We start from the raw sequence: 19994 nt of genomic DNA on the forward strand, positions 1-19994 counted from the left end.
CTGTTGTTACAATCCGATTACTCTTGCCAACACAGAATTAGCTTCTTTCACATCACTTGTTCCGTGTATCAGAGCCCGTCCGTCATTAAAAATGACGATTCTGAAATGTTCATAATAGATATGAAGCAAAAATGCATTGGCCTCTACCTTGCCGATTGTTTTCAGCCGACTGGCGAGCTCCTGCTTCGGTATTCTTTTTAATGACTCTGATCTGACTTGAACCGTATCACGGCCGCACAGCACAGCCGCTTTTGGCGTGTTCCAGTCTTGAAGATAAGGATAAACTGCGTGTGCGCCGCACGACGGACAATCTTCGACTCGTACATTGCTAACATTGATTTTCATATGTGAATTGTTCCAGACATCAAACGTGACAAAGCCGCGCTGTGTCGCTTCTGTGTTTCCCGTTAACAGTTTCAGCGCTTCCGCCTGCTGATAGGCTGAAACCATATGGACCGCGGGCGGAATAATCCCCGCTGTATCGCACGTCGCTCCGCCGACAGGAATTTGCTCAAACAAACAAGACAAACAAGGTGTCTCCCCCGGAATAATTGTCATGAACATCCCTTGGCTGCTTACACAAGCGCCATAAATCCACGGTGTCTTTGTTTTCTGAGCTAGATCGTTAATAAGCATGCGTGTTTCAAAATTATCTGTTGCATCGATAACAACATCCGCTTTTTCGATCAGCGGTTCAAGCGTTTCAGCCGTCCCCTCTGTAACATATGCCTCAATATGTATGCCGCTGTTAATAGCGGATAAATGTTCTTTGGCAGCCATAGCTTTTGGCATGCGGAGTTCCGCATCGCTTTCTGTATAGAGCTGCTGCCTTTGCAGATTGCTCCATTCAACATAATCACGGTCAATGATGGTGACGGTTCCAACTCCCGCTCTCGACAGCCCTTCAGCTCCGGCTGTTCCGAGCGCTCCTGCTCCTACGATCAGCACGCGGCTGTCTGCCAGTCTTTGCTGGCCCTCTTCTCCAATTTGCTTAAATCTGATTTGCCGTGAATAACGCTCTTCCATCAAACCTGATCTCCTTATCTTTTATGTCAATCATACCATGATTTCCGCCCGTCAGTCCCACCAGGAGAATGTCTTGAGTTCTTCCAAGCGCCTATAGTCATGTCGTGTATTAATATTCATAAACTCTTCCGGCACTGCCGCGATTTCCTCTGCCTGTACGTAACGAACTGAAATACGGTCTAAGAAATCTGATAGTTTTAATTTTTTCTCAGATAGCTGTTCATATAGAATAGGCATGACCCTTTTATGATACAGTGCTATCAACGGCTGCACCCGTCCGCCTGATATCGGGATGACTGCGTCCGTATCGGCAGTTACCATGCGCCTGAGCTCCGCCATCGTCCTTTTTCGTATCAGCGGTGTGTCACAGGATAGAATCGTATAAAGGTCACCATCTGTCTTTTCAAAAGCAGTATAGATACCAGCCAATGGGCCCATTCCTTGGAACGGCTCCGCGTCTTGATACACTTCGGTTTCGCCATTCTCTTGAAATCTATCGATAAACTCGGGACGGCTGATGATGACCGCTTGCTCACCCAGCGACTTTTTAGCCCATTCGTAAAACATGCGGCCTCTCCATTTTACAAACGCCTTGGGCTCCCCAAACCGGCGTGAGGCTCCTCCTGCTAAAAGTACATTTATCTGTTTCATGCTCTCACCTCTAGTTACCAAAAGCATAGCAAAAGCAAGGCCCCAACGCCAATGCTTGTCTGTTTATTAAAGAGGAATAGCTGTTCAGTATTTGCATATTGTAATGTTAACATCATGAGGGAGATGGTTCGATTGAAAAGAACAGGTCCTTTTTTCCATGACGTGTCACAGGAGAACCTTTATTTAAAATCAGAGCTGTCAAGGTGCCGTAAACTAATTTCCGAGCTTGAGGCAAGCTACTTCCATCAGAAAAATAACAAACTGCTCAAAGAAAATACCAATATGAAAGAAAAACTTCAGCAGCTGTCCGCTGAGCTAAAGCAAATATCAATGAAAGAACAACACGCCTCCTATACGAGCCATACACTTCATCAAATGAGAGCCGAACTGCTCGATAAAATCGTCACCTTGCAGGAGCTTCTTTCCGCAGAAACTTACAAACGCAAAACCGAAATTGAAGAAAAACATAAGCTTCATATCGAAAAAATCAAAATTGAGGAAGAAAATAAAAATTTGCATAAACAAATTATTCATCTTAATACCTCTATCCAGCGGGAACAGAACCAATTGTTTCAAGCCAAGCAGCAAGCTGAAACGATAAAAGCCGAAAACGGACGCTTGAAAGAGCAAATGATAGAAAAAGAATACCAGCTAAAACATATCAAAATAGAAATAGATCATATGAAAGATCGAATCACAGAAACGAAAGAAAGGCTGCTTGAAATAGAAAAAACGAAAGAAAAGCTATTTCAAGAAACTATTATTTCGTACAAACGGCAGCTTGATGAAAGTGATGCCTGGATTGCTTCTCATTTTGCCGATATTGATGGCGGTGCGAAACAGAAAGAAAAAACGGCAGAAGAAGCTCAAACCGTTTACACACCGTCAAGTCATGTAGAGACCATCCTTGAAGATGTCACAAAACAAGTAAATGAGCTTCAAAAGCAGCTGACCAGAGCCCAATCATCTGACCAGCTTATCAATCATAAAATTGAAGAGCTGAAGAGCCGTGCCGCCGAAGAAAAACCTTATCAAAAATGGGTGTATAAGCTAAATCTTGAAAAAGAAAACAAACCTTCACCGAAAAAAACCCAATAATAAAAAAAACTGCTTGAGCTCGCCAAGCAGTTTTTCTGTGTGCTTATTCTGTTGCTGATTCAGCTGATTCGATGTCACCCTCTAAAATGTACTGGCCGCGATACGGTTTTTTCACTTCCGGATACATTTTAATTAAGCTTTGCATAAACGTTGTCATATTAGGGATTTCAAGACCGCTTTCTTTTTCAATCTCTTTTTGAAGCTCGGAGCTCTTAATTGCCGCGTTGTGGCGTTTTAATGTTTTAATGGCAGCTTCACGCAGCTTAGCTGCTTTCGATCCCGGTCTTGCCGTTCCTCTTCTTCTTCGTGTTGTTCCGTCTGGTATACCGGCAGGAAGAGAGGAAATAGATTGAAGCTGAGGCTGTACAGACTGCTGTTGTGATGGCGGCTGATAGCTTCTGATTTCCTGAGCCGCAAGCTCGGCGAGAACCGGCAGAGAGTCAGTTTTTCGTTCAGAACGAAAATCCTTTTTGACTTCGGAAGGGCTTCCATTTCTGTCCAGCTCTCTTAATTTTGCGTATATTTTATCACGTTCGATTTGATATTCACGAATGACTTTCACTTCAGCTTCATTTAATTGTTCTAATCGCAAGCGCAAAGCTTCTCTTTCATTAAACATTCCTCAATGTACCCCCTATCAAAATTAACATCTTTAATTAAGATATTAGATTACAAAAGTAATTTTATCAACTATTATTTTAGCATTTTACTATTATATTTACTCTATGAAAAATTCCTTATTTTCTGAAAACGTTTTATTTTTTAACAGACCTCTTTATTCACAAGGGTTCAAGAGCTTATGTCAGTCATTTGGAATAAAGTTGAAAATATATCTTTTAATTACTTCTTTAATGAAATTTAGTGTAATATCTACAATTTTCGCGTCCAGGGATATGAAAAATATCTAAATATGCAGAAAAACATAAGAAATTAGGTCTCGTTTTTAGAAGATAAATCATTAAAAAGCGTTTTTCTCATACCCAAATATGGAAAAATAAGCTTCTTACTCTTTTCCTTTTTTGTGCAAATAAAAAAACCTGATTAGGATCAGGTTTTTAATTTGCGCACAATTATTCCGCTGCTTGTTCTGTTTCAGCCAGAACGCGGTTCACACGCTTTTCAAGCATTTTCATGCCGCTGCCGCCGGCTTGGAAATGACGAAGCTGTCCGGTTTTATCAAACACATAGTAGGCAGGCACATACTCGTTTTCAAATGCGTCGGTTAAGGCGTGGTCGCTGTCAACAAAAATAGGCTGAGTAATGTCATGTTCAGCTGCTACTTCTTTGATTTTGTCGAGATCCAGGTCATCTTCGGAACGAGGCATATGAACAGCTACAACGTTCAGCTTGTCTTGATATTTGTCCCGGAATTCATTCACCTGCGGCATTGCTTCTTTGCACAGGTGGCAGCTGATGGACCAGAAATGAATAAGTGTCGGTTTTTCTCCAATCAGTTGTTCTTTTGTTACTTCACCATTGAACCAAGCTTTTTCTCCTGTCAATTCAGGCATTGGCTGACGTAATTTCATCGCTTTTCCCTCCTAGTGAGCAGTAAGAGTCAAAAAGGCCTAACGAATTGTTAGACCTTTTTCTTTCGTTCTCAAAAAGAATTAAAGTGTTTTTTGACCTGGTTTCCAGTTAGCCGGACACAGTCCGCCTGTTTGAAGTGCTTGCAGCACTCGAAGCGTTTCATCAACGTCACGGCCGATGTTGTTATGGAAAACCGTTTGATATTGCAGCTCGCCTTCAGGATTGATAATAAACAATCCGCGAAGTGCAACGCCTTCTTCTTCAATTAAAACGCCATATTCACGGGATACTTCATGGTTAGTATCAGCAGCAAGCGGATATTTCAGCTGACCAAGACCATTTTCTTTGCGGTCTGTGTTGATCCACGCCAAGTGGGTATGGATTGTATCAGTTGAAACGCCGATCACTTCAGCATCAAGATCTTCGAATTCGTCATAACGGTCAGACATCGCTGTAATTTCTGTCGGACAGACAAAAGTAAAGTCCATTGGATAGAAGAAAAGAACCGTCCATTTGTCGTTTTTCATATTTTCTTCAAGACTTACTTTGCCAAATTCCTTATCTGCAAGGACTGCTTCCATTTCAAAACGAGGAGCTTGTTTACCTACCATACGTTCTGCCATATGTATCCCTCCAATTGATAGTTTGGCTTTAAAAGCCAAAGAACAAGAAAATAAAGGAAAATATTCCTTATTTCGTCAATAACCTCACGATGACTATTATATCGAACCGCATTTCCCCAGTCAATTTTTAACAAAGAATACATGTCTTTGCCTTCGACATTTTACGGTAAAAAGTTTAACATGTTCATGTATAGGGAAACAAACTTTAACATGCTGCAACACATTCAGAAAGGAAGCCCCAACATGGATTTTATTACACAGTATGATTGGGCAGGTCTTGTCACCAGTGCGGGTGTTTTACTCATTAAGCTCATCATTATGATTTGTCTCTATTTTATCGTTCGATCTGTAGGCATGAGAATTATTAAACATCTATTTGCAAAATTTGAAGCCCAAAACAGCCTGTCTATCGGACGCGCTCACACGCTCCGAAGCCTGACACTTAACGTGTTTGCTTACATATTGATTTTTATTTTTTTCGTTATGGTTCTGGACTTGTTTCATTACGACCCGAGCGCTCTTTTAGCAGGTGCGGGAATCGTAGGTCTGGCGGTCGGTTTTGGCGCCCAAGGCCTTGTCAGCGACATCGTGACAGGTTTTTTTATTCTGCTTGAAAAACAATTGGATGTCGGAGATTATATAACCGTTGCGACTTTTGACGGAATTGTGGAGCAGGTCGGTTTAAGAACAACCCAAATCCGCAGCTTTGACGGCACACTGCATTACATTCCGAACCGGAACATCACAAATGTAAGCAACCATTCTCGCGGAACGATGCAGGCGCTGGTTGATATTAAAGTCCCGGCTGAAAGAAACCTCGATGAAACCATTCACATCTTACAACATGTATGTGACGCAACGGCAGCTGCTCTTCCGCAAATAAAAGAGGGTCCTAATGTCATTGGCATTCAAGAGCTGGGAACCTCTGAAATTGTGATCAGAGTCATTGCCAAAACAGAAAATATGGAACAGTGGCGTGTCGAACGCGTGCTGAGAAAAGAAATAAAAACCGCACTCGACCGCGCTTTTCCTAAAGAAACAGAATAACAAAAGAACCGAAGCTTTTGCTTCGGTTTTTACTTTACTGAATTCTGCTTTCAACTTCGCTGCAAATTTCTTCAGCAGTCATCCCGGAAGCTGTAATGACTGGTGCTTGTGTTACTGTATCGGCAATCCCTTGCACATTGTTGTCTAGCCCTGTTACGACACAGCAGTCACAGCCTTTTGCATCTGCAGGACTTTTCATCATGACAACGTCATATCCTTTTTCTCTTAATGCAGCTTCTACATCTGATAACGACTGTTCAATTCCTATTTTTTTTGTCATAAAGAACACCTCCGTTAAATAGGGTGCTCATCATATGGCATTTTATTCTTTCCATTGTACTTAATTGGCATAAACAGAAAAATAACCTGTCATCACGTTAACCGCTGTTTCGATCGCATTTTCATCAGGATTCAGCTTTGCGTGATGGAGTCCGTGCGCGGAATCAGCGCCGAGCCAGAACATGAAACCCGGGTATTTTTTCAGCATGTAGCCAAAATCCTCTCCGGTCATCGCTTCTTTTGCTTCGATTACTTGTGCCAATTTTTGCTCAGCAACAAAAGACATAAACTCCTCTGTGAGCCCGCTTGTATTGTAAACTTGGTGATACACAGACGGATACGTCACTTTTCCTTTACAGCGGAAGCCGATTTCGATTCCCTTCACTAAATCTTCGATCCGTTCCTTTACCTGCTTCATGGATTCTTCAGAAAGCGTGCGGATTGTGCCTTCCAGGTGAGCTGTTTGCGCAATGATATTTTGCGCGGAGCCGCCCGTTATCGTACCGATAGTAATTACAGCGCTGTCCAGCGGGTCTGTGTTTCTGGAGATGATCGTTTGCAATTGAGTAACGAGTGTGCTGGCCGCTACCACCATATCTTCAGCTAAGTGCGGATAAGCGGCATGCCCCCCTTTGCCTTCCAGGTCAATGACAAGCTCTGATGTATTCGCAAAAAGCAAACCGCTTTTTGTCGCGATGGTGCCGACCGGAAGCTCTGGAGCAATATGAAGCGCAGTGATGAGATCAGGCTGCCACTTTTTTAAGACGTCGCTCTCAAGCATCGGTTCCGCTCCTCCTGGCCCTTCCTCTGCCGGCTGAAATAAAAAGAGCAGATCATGCTTAACAGGGTGATGAACAAAGTAGTCGATGATGCCCAGCGCAATCGTCATATGCAAATCATGTCCGCAGGCGTGCATGTTGCCGTGATGCTCTGATGCGAACGGCAGGCCTGTCTGCTCTTCGATTGAAAGCGCGTCAATGTCCGCTCGGTATCCGAGCATTTTGTCCGGCGCTGTTCCGTTCACTTTCACAAAAAGCCCGGTTCTCCATTTTTCAATTTCAATTCTGTCTTTCGGATATTGCTCCAAGACGTTTAATAAATATTGCTGTGTTTTGAATTCCTGAAATCCAAGCTCGGGAATACGGTGCAGATCTCTGCGGATTGCAATGAGCTCCTCTTTCTTCATTTTCATTTCCTCCTGCCTATACGAATAAGGCGTGGATATATCATCCACGCCTTTTTGATCAAACCATTCCTTACAGCTGGCGTAATTCCTGCTTGATTTCAGTTTTGCCTTTTGTTTTCTCATCGATATCTTTGATTTTTTTAGCAGGTGTTCCCGCAACAACTGTGTATGGCTCAACATCGTTCACTACGATCGCTCCCGCAGCGACAACAGCTCCTTTACCGACTGTTACACCTTCGAGTACGACAGCATTTGCACCGATCACAACGTCGTCTTCAATGACAACCGGTTTAGCGGATGGCGGCTCAATAACGCCCGCAAGCACAGAACCCGCACCGATGTGACAGTTTTTACCGACAGTAGCTCGTCCGCCAAGAACAACGTTCATATCGATCATTGTACCTTCTCCGATAACTGATCCGATATTGATAGAAGCTCCCATCATGATGACTGCGTTATCGCCGATTTCAACTTGGTCGCGGATAATCGCACCCGGCTCGATGCGCGCTTTGACATCTTTAAGATCAAGCATAGGAATCGCAGAGTTGCGGCGGTCATTTTCTACCACGTAATCTTCGATTTTGCTTTGGTTTTCTTCAATTGCTGTTTTGATTTCGCTCCATTCACCGAAAACAACACCAGTGTTTCCGTTTAGAAAAGCTTTCGCAGATTCACCGAAATTGATTCCTTCCAGCTCACCTTTTACATAAACCTTTACAGGTGTAGATTTTGTGCTATTTTGAATAAATGAAATAATTTCATTTGCGTCCATCATTTTCATATGTATAGTCCTCCTCCTGATTTTCTACCTCATTACTGTATCAAAGGAAAGATACAAAGACAAGAAAAAAAGGAAACACCCGCTCGGCAGTTTCCTTTGCATCTTTCAGACAGCACAGCCGCTTTTTCTGGCAAATTGCCTGCCGAATTCCTTTAATACTTCCTCTTCTTCCCCTTCAGGATTCATTTCAACCTTTACGGAAGGAAGCACCATTTCGCCGCCTCGTTCTTTTATTTTCTCTTCAAGCGTATCTACAGCACCGCAGAAATATTCATATGCTGTATCGCCGGAACCGAAAACGGCGCATGTTTTCCCGGTAAAGTCAAGTGCTTCCATTTCTTCGGCAAGGTCAAGAAATTCGTCAGGCAGATCACCGTCTCCCCATGTATAGGTTCCTAAGATGATATGTTCATAATCATTAAACAGCTCGGCATCATCAATATCCATCGCTTCAAATCGATCTACTTCCGCTTCCGCCTCCTGAAGCCCCTTTTCAATCAAATCAGCCATGGCTTCTGTGTTGCCTGACATCGTTGCGTAAACCAGCAAAATCTTCCCCAATTCCGTATTCCTCCTCTAATGAATCATTGCTGAAACTTCGTACGGCTGGACAAATTTACATTCATACAAGCCTGCACAAAAGAAATTTTCTCTTTGATTGGCGACTCTCCATCCATGACCTTTAATGGTATCGAACCATTTTAGCTCTCGGGCCTCAAGATCAGCCTGATAAATCCTCGAATAGCCATTTTCATCTTGAGCTGTTGTGACATAAATAATGCCATCATCCTCTGAAATATCAAGAAACGATTCTTCTTTTTTGATCATGCTGGAATGTATCGTGACTTCTTCAGCCGTTAAAATATGCTGTGCAGTGACGGCTCCGCGCTTTCCTTTTGCAGAGCCCATTGCAGCAACCAGCCATTTATCATCGAACACAAGCATGGATGCCGTCATACGGCTGTCTTCTTTTTTTACCAACCGGACAGCGCCTTGTTTGAAATCGTAAGCCCAAATCCCTCCGAAACATTCGTGTATTTGTGTACCAATATAAAGATTCCCGCCATGAAGACACAGTGAACGGATAACAGGCGGATGTTCAAATTCCGCAAAGGGTTTGGCAACCCGCCACGAAATACCGAAGTCTTCTGATACATAAATGCAATGCTTGCCATGGGCGCAAACAAATCCATCATTCCTGCCGGTAATCGACCACACTGTCGCATTTGTCGGGAAGCTCGACATCGTCCAGCTTTTCCCTTCGTCAGATGAACGAATGATCGTTCCCTTTTCACCGACACCGAATAAGTAAGGACCGATGTAACTGATGCAGTGTATTTTCGCTTTTAAACGAAAAAGCTTTTTCCAGCCTTGTTCCAAAGAATAATGAAAAATGCCTTCTCGTTTTACAGCTACAAAATAGCCAGAAAACGCCGATGCCGCAACAGCTGTCGCCCCTTTATGAAACATGGCTTTTGCCCTTGTTCGCAAAGTCTGCCCATGCAAGAAAACCTCTTGCAAATTCTCTGCAGCTTTCCACGTCATCATCCGTTTCAGGGGCAAGCTCAATTTTAAGTGTTTCTTGATAGACAGCAGCTCCCGCCTCTTGCAGCATGTCACTGAACAAATTGACAGCTTCGCAAAACTTTGGATAAGAGTAATCCCCAGAGCCGAAGCAAGCTGTTTTCAAACCGTTCAGCTGGAGATGCTGAACCTCTTCGAAAAAGTCCTCTGCTTCATAAGGTAAATCGCCATCTCCCCATGTGTAGGTGCCAATGAGCACATAATCATAAGAAGTCAGAGCTGATGCCTCCGCGTCATCCATATCGATGCAATCAATGTCTAAACCATATTCCTGCAGCGTATCTTTTATAATTCCGGCAATGTCTTCGGTATTTCCTGACATGCTGGCATATGTAATCAAGGCTTTTGCCATGTTATCACCTCATAATTGATAATGATTTTCAATATCATATGTATCACTTTAAATGATAATGATTTTCATTGTCAATATATAAATAAAAAAAGACAGCCTTGTGCTGTCTTTTCTCTTAAAATGGGTGCTCTTGATCAAGCATCTCCTTTACAACTGAAACAAAAGCTTGAACTTGCTTCAGTTCAAAAGCAGGTTCATAGCCTAATAACCAGGTATCCCGCCCGATAGGGTTGCCTTTTACGTCTAACAGAGGCATTTTATTGACTTTGTCTTCGTTCTGAAGGGTAACAGACGGCAAAATCGCATATCCGATTCCGTGCAGCGCCATCTGTTTGCACGTTTCAATCTGATCAACCAATATAGTCTGTTTTGGTGACGTTTTAAATTTTTGATGCCACCAATGCTGAATCTCCTGAAAATAAGTGCTGTCGCTTTTAAATTGGATAAACGGCCGTTCTGTATGAGCAATATCTTCTATACAAGAGATTTCAGTGTCGACTAAATACAGGTGGTCTGTCATTAAATAGTCTTTGCGGCCTTTCCACTCGGGGTTTCCTCTAATAATGCCAATATGAACCTGATCCTCATAAAGGCTTTTCAGCATTTCGCTGCTCCAGCCGGTAATGAGCGAGACCTTTGCATTCGGATACTTTTCAACATACGTTTTTAGAACTTTAGGAAGCCAATGCTGGCCGATGATGGAGGCGACGGCAAGCTTCAGTGTGCCGTGAATTTCTCCTTCGAGCTCATCGATATTTTCTCTAATTCTATCCTGCTCTAACGTAACGTCATTCGCAAACTGAATGATTTTCTCTCCGGCCGGCGTTACCGTCAATCCTTTTTGGGATCTTAAAAATATCTTTGTCCCCCACGCCTTTTCAATGGTTTGTAAACGCTGAGATAAAGCCGGCTGGGATACAAAAAGCCGTTCCGCCGCCTTTCTCATATTTAACTCCTCAGCTAAAACTACGAGCATATGAAGCTCTTGAAGCTGCATGTCGTCCTCCTTTTTATTATCAATAAGTTTTTCTTATCTTCTATTCTAATAAAATCTTAGTTTATGATTCAAGTCCTTTTCACCCCAATTTATGTATGCGCTTTCTTTATTACTCTGCAAATATAATAAAAAATAGGCTGAGCAGCCTACTTGTTCAATGAGCGAATATGCTTATTCAATTCCTTCAAAACCACTCTTCTTGTGAAAATCCCCTCAAAGACCTGATCATCATTTTCAACGCAAACAAACCCGTTATCAATGACCATGCTGAATCCTTTGATAATTGGATCATTTATATGAAGACGCGGAATATCAGTCAGCATAACTTCCTCAACGGTAATCTGGTCAAGCTTTTCAAATTCAATTCTTTCAAGACCAAAAATGCTGTTCATGATCATATTGGTCCCGATTAAGCCGTGTAAACGATATGACGCATCCAGCACCGGGATGGCCGTGTACCCTGTTTTTGTCAGCACTAATAAAGCGTGCTCCAGGTTGTTCCCAACTTGAACGTGCGCTACTTTATCCGCCTCAATCATAAATTGTCCGACTGTTGCCTCAAGAAGCTGATCTGATTGCAAGCTTATCATGTTTTCGACCCCTTTTCATTTTCATCAACACATACATTCCCTATACTACAATAATATAAACTTTATCAGTATTTGTCGAAAAGTTTCCTTCAATAAAAAAGATACTCTTTGGAGGAGTATCAATTATAAGGTGTGCCATTAATTTTCAAATCGAAATCGGTCGTATAGCGTTACAAGTTTTTTGTAGGTGGTTCCGTCAACGTTTTTGGTTCCTGTCTCTATATCGTTGATCTCACTGCTTAAAAGCTCGATAGCATACTCATGGTTGATCAGGATATTCAGCAGAAGTTTTTGTTCTTCTTCTGTAAATCGTTCACCGATAAGACTCATTCGTAATCAGGCCCCCTGTTTTATACTGAATACCTCTGAAAGCAAGAAAACTTACTTTCAGCTCTACCGCTAGAATAAGTAATCAGAAAACAATCGTCAACCGCATAATTCGACATTTCCCTCGGCTTGCGAGCCGGAATTATTTTGTGAAACGATTTGCATAGCTGAAGGCTGTGTATGAATCCGGTTTGATTTTAGCCTCAATCCCCATTGAAGTAATGCGCCCTGTCATTTCTTGAATCAGTTCTTTTGTAAGCCCTTTTTTCCCAATATCCAAGTGAACCTCAAATGTAAGATCCGCCCCTTCGCCTGTAAAAGGCAGGAGCAGATCGGTAATATCCATCAAGTGTCCATCCAGAATATAGGCGGCTGTTTCTTGACTGTACGCCGTTTCTAACGAAATCTTTTCACGAAGGCTATGTATGGGTCTGTCGACTGCGTGGTTTTTCAAGCAGCCCCAAGCTCCCTTGCCTGTACGATGCAAATGTAATGCAGTAATAAACTTTGTGTAATCACGATAAACCTGTGAATCAGTTCCGATCGATAACACATATGAAGAACGGGGATCCCTTCGAATAAAGGCTTTAAGCCGCTCCATCACATCTTGAAAGGTCATCTGTGCTTCTGAAAGATTATAAAACAGAAAAGAATCGGCCATGACGACACTCCTTTTCAAGGATTTACAACCATGAAACAAGTATGCTCCTTACCGTTTATTTCGATTACATGCTGCAACGAAAGCTTGTTTCCCCTATATCAAGAGTCTTACTGCAGAAGTTCAAAGATTTCGATTGAAACCATGTCGATATTATCAAACGGATATGTGTTCGGCTTTTCACCTTTTTGGAAAACCGTCAGTTCAAACGTTTGATTTTTTTCGAAATATTTAACACTGCATATTTTCTCACCATTTACTTCGAAGTAGCGCTGCATTGGCTCGTTAGCCGCTTCCGCCGTTTCTTGCAGACTTTGCAGCCGTGTGATGATACCCATTAATTGTGACATTCTAAAAAAAGACTCCTTTCAAAAAACAACTTCAAATCAACAAGTATTTATTATAATACAAGTTCTATTGAGCATCATACCATAAAGTCGGACAGGATGGCATTTTCCCTGCTGAATTTAAGAAAAGAAAAAAAGTGAAAAAACTATTTTTACGTAGTTTGAGGCTTTTTTTGGAATGTCATACACACAATTATGATTTTTTTGATATTCCGGCAGAATCCAACAGCCTTTTTGCAATTTCGTCAAAATCCTCTTTTGAAATCCCGGGAGCAAATTCCTCCGGCACTTCTCTGAAATCAGGAACGGCCGCTCCCTGAGGGCTTCCCTCAATGACATGAAGCTCACTGCCGTCTATCGGATGCTCACCTTTCCAGATTTTATTGATATCCTTGTAATCCGTATCACTGAATGTATACAGCTTTGTATGAATTCCCTGCTCTTCGAATTTTCTGGCTGTATCAAAATGTTTATTATCAAGATTCGGGATCGGAAGCATTTTGCCGATATTTACGCCGGTCGCAATCTCAAGCGCTTTGGCATACGCCACGATATGAACGCCGCCGCGCACGAGCAAATAACCGATCATTTCTCTGGCCACCGGGTGATCAGTCATTTCATACACTCTCATTTTGTGAGTTCGGGCGCCGCATTCCAGGAAAAAGTTATGGAGCAAATCCAGCACCAGATTTCCGCTGTTAAACACATTTTCACCGGTCCAGGCTTTCCCCATCGAATCAAACGGATAAGACGTTTGAGCCGTTTCAATAAAATGCTGGGAATTTCGTTTATTTTTTGCATCTCTCATCGGTGTAACGTCGGGATCACCTTTAAATGTCGAACCTGTCAGCATTAAAGATATCGTATTAGACACAAGCTCAACATGGCCGAATTCTTCAGCGGTAATGCTTGATACGAGATCGTAAAACGGTTTTAATTTTTTCTTGCTGCGAAAGTTAAAGGACTGGAACATATAATTATTGAGAGTGGACATTTCACCAAATTTGCCGCCTAACAGCTCTTGAACCGCCGCTGCCGCATTTGGGTCAGGATGTTCTGGGGTTGGAAGGTCAATAAGCAGTCTGTTGCTCCTTTTGAACATGTTTGTACCTCCTAGTGCCGTTGTTTACCACTAATAAGGTTTATTGTTTCTATGGATTGTCTTATGCGTTGACAAATAAAAAACTTGGCGGGGGTAGCGCCAAGCTTTTCGGATCTTGATCTGATAGAGGGGTTGGGGAACAGAGAGTAGCTTCTCTCTATAATTAAATGATAATGATTCTCAGTATCAATGTCAATCGTTTTTTGATATTTTTTTCAATTCATAAAAAAAAACGGCTCTTCAGCCGTTTAAATCAATCCATCCTGCTCATATAAATAAGAATACGGCAGGTCTATAAATAAATATATTTGATCATCCATCGGATATGAAAACGTTCTGATCATTTCGCCTGTTTCCAAATCGCTGTACAAATCACTGAAAAACCCTTTTCTGAGGTTTCTCATTCTCATGATGTTCTCCAGAAAATAAGGACGCCAGCTCCAGTTCTTCTCCGTATACTCCGGCTGGTAAATCCATTCTCCGTCTTGTTTAAACACATTTCCAGTCAGCTGATCGCCTTCTTCATCACAGATATAAATTCTAAAGCTGCAATCCGTCAGCTCTTCCGCCAGCTTTTTAATAAAATCATCATCCGGAGACTGACTGTTTTTTCGCAATGATGTAACAGCCTGGTGCACCCGTTTGTAAAACTGTTCAGAGTGCTCATAGACGGTTTCTAGTTTCTTTTTCTCATGTGTGATAAATTGGTGAAATTCAGCCTTAAGTCTTCGCTTCAATACATCTCTCTCTAAAAACGTTTCTGACGGGGACACTAAATAATAGCCCTGAAAATAGCGGCCGCCGTTTCTCCATGCGTATTGAAGCTGAAAATTCGCCTCAATATCTTCGTAAAGCAGCGCCGCACCGATTTTTCTTGCTAATAATGAAATGCTGTACAGCACATGCTCATAAGACGGAGATGGCTGTGAGATTTTCAGCGCCTGTAAATCGATTTTTAACAAATCTGGCGATAGCAGCGCAATTCTGTCCAGATTGCTGCTTTCTTTTCCGATATTATCAACTGCAATTTTGATTCCGTATGTACGATAGTAGGCAAGCATATGGTAAAGCTGCTCAATATCCCCTTCAAAATTGTGCTCCGTAATTTCAAGCACGAAACGATGAAGTTCGATCCCTCTCGCTTCATATTCTTTCAGAAGCTCAAGAAAGCTTTCGCCGTGATCAAGCATTAAAAGATTGGCATCCTGATTCATAAAAATCAGCAGATCAGAATCCGCTTCTAAAAAGCGGTCTAGAGCCTGGCGGATAATTCTGTTATCAACCTCTAATTTATATTCTTCGGGTATCCCCGCATCTAAAAAAAAGGGTCCGAGACTTTGAATTTCTGAATCTGCCAATATACGTCCCAGCACCTCATACCCGACGATTTTCTGCTCCTCGGCACTGAAAATCGCCTGGTAATATGGGAGGACATCATCAATGTTCGTTAAAATATCAAGTGGATCCAACATGTTATCACCTGCTTCTCTATCTTTGTCTGATTATACCACATTGAATCCAAAGATTAATATGCTTTAAAACGGATAAGGATTCAGCCATTGCCCCCCATCCAGAGTGACACATTCCCCATTCATATAGGAAGCTTCATCAGAAAGCATAAACGCGGCCAAAGCGGCGATTTCCTCGGGTGTGCCAAGCCGGCCGAGCGGCACACTGTTCATCGTGCGGGCCTTCTCTTTTTCCGATTCAAAAAGCTTCTCCGCACCGCCTGTTCGTTCAATTGGACCGGGTGCAATCGCGTTTGTGCGGATTCCGTATTGACTGCCCCACTCTACGGCAAGAGTTCTAGTGAGCGACAATACACCAGCTTTTGCCGCAGCGGAATGAACAACCCCCGCTCCCGCTCCCCACGCATATGTGGCGGCCATATTTAGAATAACACCCCTCTGCTGATGCTCAATCCAGTGCCTGGCTGCGGCTTGGCTGCAAAAAAACGTACCATTTAATACAATCTCAATTACCGCTTTCCATCCATTGGGCGTGAGCTTTTCTGCCGGGCAAATAAAATTGCCGGCCGCATTATTAATAAGTGCATCAAGACGCCCAAACACATGTAACGCTTCTGCAACCATTTGTGCTGCCCCAGAATCAGAACGGACATCCATTTGAAAACAGGCAACTTGGCCCTCAAAGGTTTCAATTTCTTTTTTTGTTTCTTCAAGTGCTTCATGGTTCCGCCCTGTTATCATGACGTTCCAGCCCGATTCGGCCTGTTTTTTTGCCATTGCTTTACCCATGCCGCTTGACCCGCCGGTAATAATAACAACCTTTTTTTCCATTGTATGATCCCTCCTGTTATGAATGAGTATTCATTCAATATTATTCTATCATTATATGCCAGCTGCTGTCAGCACATGCTGAGATGAGATTTTTTCAAGTTACAGGTGATATAATAGAAAAACTCTACTAAAGGTTGGTTTGAAATGAAAAAGATGTCCAGAAGACAATTTTTAAAAGGAACGCTCGGCGTTTTTGCGGCCGGGGTTTTAACGGCCAGCGGGGGATATGGCTATGCCCGCTATCTGGAACCGCATATGATTGAGACTACTAAACACACGATTAAAAGCTCTCTCATTCCCCATGGATTTGACGGTTTTAAAATCGTGCAGTTCAGTGATACACATTTAAGCGATTATTTTACGCTTGAAGACTTTAGAACTGTCATCCTGACGATCAATGAAACTAAGCCTGATTTAATTGTTTTTACCGGGGATATTATCGATAACCCTGATACGTATCAACATTATCAGGCAGTGATTCCTTTTTTGAGAAAGCTGCAAGCACCCTTCGGCAAGTTTTGTGTTTACGGCAATCATGATCACGGCGGCTATGGAACCGATGCTTATAAAAGCCTGATGTCATCAGGAGGTTTTACGGTATTCCGCAACGCCTATCATAAATTGACGCTCACAGACGGCAGCGAAATTGAGATCGCTGCGCTCGATGATTTAATGTTCGGCAAGCCCGATTATGAAGGCACCCTATCGAAACTAAGCGAAAGGCTTTTTTCCATTTTGCTCGTCCATGAGCCTGATGCTGCCTTGAATACAAAAACATATCCTGTCAATCTGCAGCTATCCGGACACACACACGGCGGGCAGATCCAGCTGCCCTTCTACGGACCGCTTATTACGCCTCCGTACGGAAAAGTCTATACCGAAGGAATGTACCAAACAGGCGACACTCATATTTATGTGAACCGCGGCCTCGGGATGACGAGACTGCCTTTGCGATTTCTGGCTAAACCTGAAATCACAGTCTTTACATTAAAAAGCACAACTTAATGTAGCAGAATGGGTTCCTCATCAATACTTATAAATAAAAAAGAGAGGATGAGGAAACTGCTTACGTACCAGATTAAACAAGGCGATACACACACCAGCATCGCGGCCGATTTCAGAACCAGCACCGCGGCTTTGATCCAAGCCAACCCTTCGCTGCAATCAGGAGTTATCGCCGGACAGCGCATTGTCATCCCCGGTCTGCCGGACCCAAATACGATCCCATATCATATTGCAGTCTCTATTGGGGCTAAAACCCTTACTTTGTACCAAAATCAGCAGGTAATAAAAACTTATCCGATCGCCGTCGGTAAAATACTGACACAAACACCAACTGGCGAGTTCTACATTATTAACCGCCAACGCAATCCCGGCGGCCCATTTGGCGCTTATTGGCTGAGCCTTTCAAGGCAGCACTATGGAATACACGGAACGAATAATCCCGCTTCGATTGGCAAGGCTGTGTCTAAAGGCTGTATCCGAATGCATAACAAAGATGTTCTAGAACTTGCTTCAATTGTGCCAAACGGAACAAGAGTCATGATTAACCGGTAATGTTTTCTTATTTGTTTCAAAAACAGGCGGTTTATAATATGATAAAGTGGGACCTTTAGGGTAAGGAGCGTTTTTATGGATATATTTAAAAATCGTAATTTTGTTCGTCTATTTTTCGCAGCACTCGCTTCTCAAATGGGCACGACAGTAGGCAACATGGCATTTGCTTTTTTCTTGCTGGACCGCTTCAGCAGCCAGCCTTCTTACACAACCTTGGCTGAACTGATGTATTCCCTTCCTACAGTATTTGTGTTTTTGCTTGTGGGAGTCGTTGCGGACCGGTTTGACAGAAAAAAAGTCGCGGAAAACTGTGATTGGATCAGAGCCGCCCTGACTGTCGTACTTTTTTTCACTTTATTTACCGGCAATATTCCTCTTGTTTTCTGTATTTTGTTTGTCAGAAGCGCTGTAACCAAGTTTTTCTTTCCTGCAGAAAACAGTTTAGTACAAGCCATCCTGCCGAAGGAGCATTATGCGAAAGCGGCCGGGCTTAATCAGATGCTTTTTAGTATCTTTATGGTATTTGGCGTTGGAATCGGTGCTTTTATGTATAACACAATCGGAATTCATGGAGCGATTATTCTTGATTTTGTCAGCTTTATTATTTCCGGCCTGCTTATCCGCACCTGCCGGATTCCGAAAGAAGCCAGACAGCCGAACGGCACATTTAACTGGAGACAAGCTTCCGTCAAGGATTCGATAAACGATTTTAAGGAAGGCATTGTCTACATTTTAAAAAACAAGCTGCTGGCCTCTCTTATTTTCGGTTTCTTTGTTTTTGGTTTTGTGAACGGAGGATTTGCTGTATTGCCAATGTTTACAATGAAGTATGGACTGGCACCCGACCGTTATGAATGGCATACATCCGTATTTACAATCGCAATCGGGTTTGGGCTTTTGGCAGGAAGTGTGATCGGCACGTTAATCTCTAAAAAAGTGAAGCCTCACTTTTTAATGTCGGTGCCGATTTTAATTGCAGGCTTGCTGATTTTTGTCCTTGGCTACACCAAAGTTTTATGGGTGTACTACGCGACTACTTTTGTACTGGGGATGTGCATCGGTCCGGTAAACATCGCCATTGGGGGATGGATGCCTAAGATTGTCCATCCTAAGCTGATGGGACGTGTAAGCGGCTGGCAAGATCCTTTTATGATGTTTGCGCAGTCTTTGACACTTGGCTTAGTGGCGCTGTTATTCCCTAAGTTCGTATCAAACATCGATTATCTGTATTACGGCATGGGCGTTTTCATCCTGGCTGTTTTCATTTTCTATTTTGTCGCACTGCCAAAATACAGTGCGCAGGCTGTAGAAGTGAATGTACAGGAAACATTTCAGGCTCAGCCGAAAAAGAAAGCAAAATCTGTATAATATAAGTTGAAAATGCGCTTTTTTTCCATATAAAAAGCGCATTTTTGCATTCAATATTTGCATTTCAACCTTAAAAAAGTATAATCTAATCATAAGAAATTTGATAAGAGCAAAGGAGAGAAATAATGGACGACCATGCATACTCGAAAGATCTGCAGCCAACCGTAGAAAATCTTTCAAAAGCAGTTTACACTGTGAACCGCCATGCAAAAACCGCCCCCAACCCTAAATACCTATATCTGCTGAAAAAACGGGCTTTGCAAAAGCTTGTCAAAGAAGGTAAAGGAAAGAAAATAGGGCTTCATTTTTCAAAAAATCCAAGGTTCAGCCAACAGCAATCGGACGTGCTTATCTCAATCGGAGACTACTATTTTCACATGCCTCCAACTAAAGAAGACTTCGAACATCTTCCGCATTTAGGTACACTTAATCAGTCGTACCGAAATCCAAAAGCTCAAATGTCTTTAACAAAAGCAAAACACCTATTGCAACAATACGTCGGCATGAAAGAAAAGCCGCTTGTGACGAATCGCCAGCAGCCCGCTTATCATAAGCCTGTCTTTAAGAAACTCGGCGAGAGTTATTTTTAAT

25 protein-coding genes are annotated in these 19994 nt (G+C 42.5%); 6 read left to right on the forward strand and 19 right to left on the reverse strand.

The window, feature by feature from the left end; translation table 11 throughout:
• Positions 1 to 6: 6 nt before the first annotated feature.
• A complete protein-coding gene (locus M1D69_RS13290; protein WP_458105837.1) occupies positions 7 to 1026 on the reverse strand; it encodes a MoeB/ThiF family adenylyltransferase in 1020 nt (339 codons plus the stop codon).
• Between the two features lie 51 nt (positions 1027 to 1077).
• The gene (locus tag M1D69_RS13295) at positions 1078 to 1677 is read right to left on the reverse strand and encodes a molybdenum cofactor guanylyltransferase (RefSeq protein ID WP_458105836.1); all 600 of its coding nucleotides are present in this window, start codon (positions 1675 to 1677) and stop codon (positions 1078 to 1080) included.
• Between the two features lie 132 nt (positions 1678 to 1809).
• On the opposite strand from M1D69_RS13295, the gene M1D69_RS13300 reads away from it, so the two are divergent.
• Positions 1810 to 2775: a sporulation protein gene (locus M1D69_RS13300; protein WP_458105835.1), complete on the forward strand. Its 966-nt coding sequence runs from the start codon at positions 1810 to 1812 to the stop codon at positions 2773 to 2775.
• Between the two features lie 43 nt (positions 2776 to 2818).
• Here the strand turns inward: M1D69_RS13300 and rok are convergent, their stop codons facing one another.
• From rok to ahpA, 3 genes are all read right to left on the reverse strand, one after another.
• On the reverse strand, positions 2819 to 3394 hold the full coding sequence (gene rok, locus M1D69_RS13305) for a transcriptional regulator Rok (protein WP_044156058.1): 576 nt from the start codon (positions 3392 to 3394) through the stop codon (positions 2819 to 2821).
• Positions 3395 to 3845: 451 nt separating this feature from the next.
• Entirely contained in the window at positions 3846 to 4304 is a 459-nt protein-coding gene (gene ykuV / locus M1D69_RS13310) for a thiol-disulfide oxidoreductase YkuV (RefSeq protein ID WP_059292859.1), read from the reverse strand.
• A gap of 81 nt (positions 4305 to 4385) precedes the next feature.
• On the reverse strand, positions 4386 to 4928 hold the full coding sequence (gene ahpA / locus M1D69_RS13315; RefSeq protein WP_044156061.1) for a biofilm-specific peroxidase AhpA: 543 nt from the start codon (positions 4926 to 4928) through the stop codon (positions 4386 to 4388).
• A 243-nt stretch (positions 4929 to 5171) separates the two neighbouring features.
• Between ahpA and M1D69_RS13320 the strand changes: the two genes are divergently transcribed.
• The gene (locus M1D69_RS13320; protein ID WP_458105834.1) at positions 5172 to 5975 is read left to right on the forward strand and encodes a mechanosensitive ion channel family protein; all 804 of its coding nucleotides are present in this window, start codon (positions 5172 to 5174) and stop codon (positions 5973 to 5975) included.
• Between the two features lie 34 nt (positions 5976 to 6009).
• Here the strand turns inward: M1D69_RS13320 and M1D69_RS13325 are convergent, their stop codons facing one another.
• From M1D69_RS13325 to fadH, 14 genes are all read right to left on the reverse strand, one after another.
• The gene (locus tag M1D69_RS13325) at positions 6010 to 6255 is read right to left on the reverse strand and encodes a YkuS family protein (RefSeq protein ID WP_010334064.1); all 246 of its coding nucleotides are present in this window, start codon (positions 6253 to 6255) and stop codon (positions 6010 to 6012) included.
• A gap of 60 nt (positions 6256 to 6315) precedes the next feature.
• A complete protein-coding gene (locus M1D69_RS13330) occupies positions 6316 to 7440 on the reverse strand; it encodes an N-acetyldiaminopimelate deacetylase (protein WP_458105833.1) in 1125 nt (374 codons plus the stop codon).
• Positions 7441 to 7510: 70 nt separating this feature from the next.
• Positions 7511 to 8221, reverse strand: coding sequence for a 2,3,4,5-tetrahydropyridine-2,6-dicarboxylate N-acetyltransferase (gene dapD / locus M1D69_RS13335; protein ID WP_024121226.1), 711 nt, complete (start codon positions 8219 to 8221; stop codon positions 7511 to 7513).
• 105 nt (positions 8222 to 8326) lie between these two features.
• On the reverse strand, positions 8327 to 8782 hold the full coding sequence (locus tag M1D69_RS13340) for a flavodoxin (protein WP_458105832.1): 456 nt from the start codon (positions 8780 to 8782) through the stop codon (positions 8327 to 8329).
• Positions 8783 to 8797: 15 nt separating this feature from the next.
• Positions 8798 to 9691 (reverse strand): WD40/YVTN/BNR-like repeat-containing protein, encoded by an 894-nt coding sequence (locus tag M1D69_RS13345; RefSeq protein WP_458105831.1) that lies wholly within the window; start codon positions 9689 to 9691, stop codon positions 8798 to 8800.
• Positions 9681 to 10157, reverse strand: coding sequence for a flavodoxin (locus tag M1D69_RS13350; RefSeq protein ID WP_458105830.1), 477 nt, complete (start codon positions 10155 to 10157; stop codon positions 9681 to 9683). The genes M1D69_RS13345 and M1D69_RS13350 overlap by 11 nt, the downstream gene beginning before the upstream one ends.
• 115 nt (positions 10158 to 10272) lie before the next feature.
• Complete coding sequence (gene ccpC / locus M1D69_RS13355; RefSeq protein ID WP_044156069.1) at positions 10273 to 11154, reverse strand: transcriptional regulator CcpC; 882 nt, start codon at positions 11152 to 11154, stop codon at positions 10273 to 10275.
• A 146-nt stretch (positions 11155 to 11300) separates the two neighbouring features.
• Positions 11301 to 11744, reverse strand: coding sequence for a cyclic-di-AMP-binding protein CbpB (cbpB, locus tag M1D69_RS13360; protein WP_024121221.1), 444 nt, complete (start codon positions 11742 to 11744; stop codon positions 11301 to 11303).
• A 138-nt stretch (positions 11745 to 11882) separates the two neighbouring features.
• Positions 11883 to 12074, reverse strand: a complete 192-nt coding sequence (gene abbA, locus M1D69_RS13365) for an AbrB antirepressor AbbA (RefSeq protein ID WP_003218673.1) — start codon at positions 12072 to 12074, stop codon at positions 11883 to 11885.
• A 139-nt stretch (positions 12075 to 12213) separates the two neighbouring features.
• On the reverse strand, positions 12214 to 12732 hold the full coding sequence (locus M1D69_RS13370; RefSeq protein WP_024121220.1) for a ribonuclease H-like YkuK family protein: 519 nt from the start codon (positions 12730 to 12732) through the stop codon (positions 12214 to 12216).
• A gap of 107 nt (positions 12733 to 12839) precedes the next feature.
• Positions 12840 to 13079, reverse strand: a complete 240-nt coding sequence (locus M1D69_RS13375) for a YkuJ family protein (RefSeq protein WP_003218671.1) — start codon at positions 13077 to 13079, stop codon at positions 12840 to 12842.
• Positions 13080 to 13269: 190 nt separating this feature from the next.
• Entirely contained in the window at positions 13270 to 14178 is a 909-nt protein-coding gene (locus tag M1D69_RS13380; RefSeq protein WP_458105829.1) for a manganese catalase family protein, read from the reverse strand.
• Between the two features lie 248 nt (positions 14179 to 14426).
• On the reverse strand, positions 14427 to 15650 hold the full coding sequence (locus M1D69_RS13385; RefSeq protein WP_458105828.1) for an EAL domain-containing protein: 1224 nt from the start codon (positions 15648 to 15650) through the stop codon (positions 14427 to 14429).
• 63 nt (positions 15651 to 15713) lie between these two features.
• A complete protein-coding gene (gene fadH / locus M1D69_RS13390) occupies positions 15714 to 16478 on the reverse strand; it encodes a 2,4-dienoyl-CoA reductase (protein ID WP_458105827.1) in 765 nt (254 codons plus the stop codon).
• A gap of 144 nt (positions 16479 to 16622) precedes the next feature.
• Here fadH and M1D69_RS13395 point away from each other — a divergent pair, with 144 nt between their 5' ends.
• The 4 genes from M1D69_RS13395 (at position 16623) to M1D69_RS13410 (ending at position 19993) form a co-directional block, all read left to right on the forward strand.
• Complete coding sequence (locus tag M1D69_RS13395; protein ID WP_458105826.1) at positions 16623 to 17483, forward strand: metallophosphoesterase; 861 nt, start codon at positions 16623 to 16625, stop codon at positions 17481 to 17483.
• A gap of 57 nt (positions 17484 to 17540) precedes the next feature.
• Positions 17541 to 18035 (forward strand): L,D-transpeptidase family protein, encoded by a 495-nt coding sequence (locus M1D69_RS13400; protein WP_458106152.1) that lies wholly within the window; start codon positions 17541 to 17543, stop codon positions 18033 to 18035.
• A 75-nt stretch (positions 18036 to 18110) separates the two neighbouring features.
• Positions 18111 to 19403, forward strand: a complete 1293-nt coding sequence (locus M1D69_RS13405) for an MFS transporter (protein ID WP_044156081.1) — start codon at positions 18111 to 18113, stop codon at positions 19401 to 19403.
• Positions 19404 to 19528: 125 nt separating this feature from the next.
• Positions 19529 to 19993: a YkyB family protein gene (locus M1D69_RS13410; protein WP_458105825.1), complete on the forward strand. Its 465-nt coding sequence runs from the start codon at positions 19529 to 19531 to the stop codon at positions 19991 to 19993.
• Position 19994: the final 1 nt, after the last annotated feature.

It is taken from the genome of Bacillus sp. PK3-037, assembly GCF_054161355.1.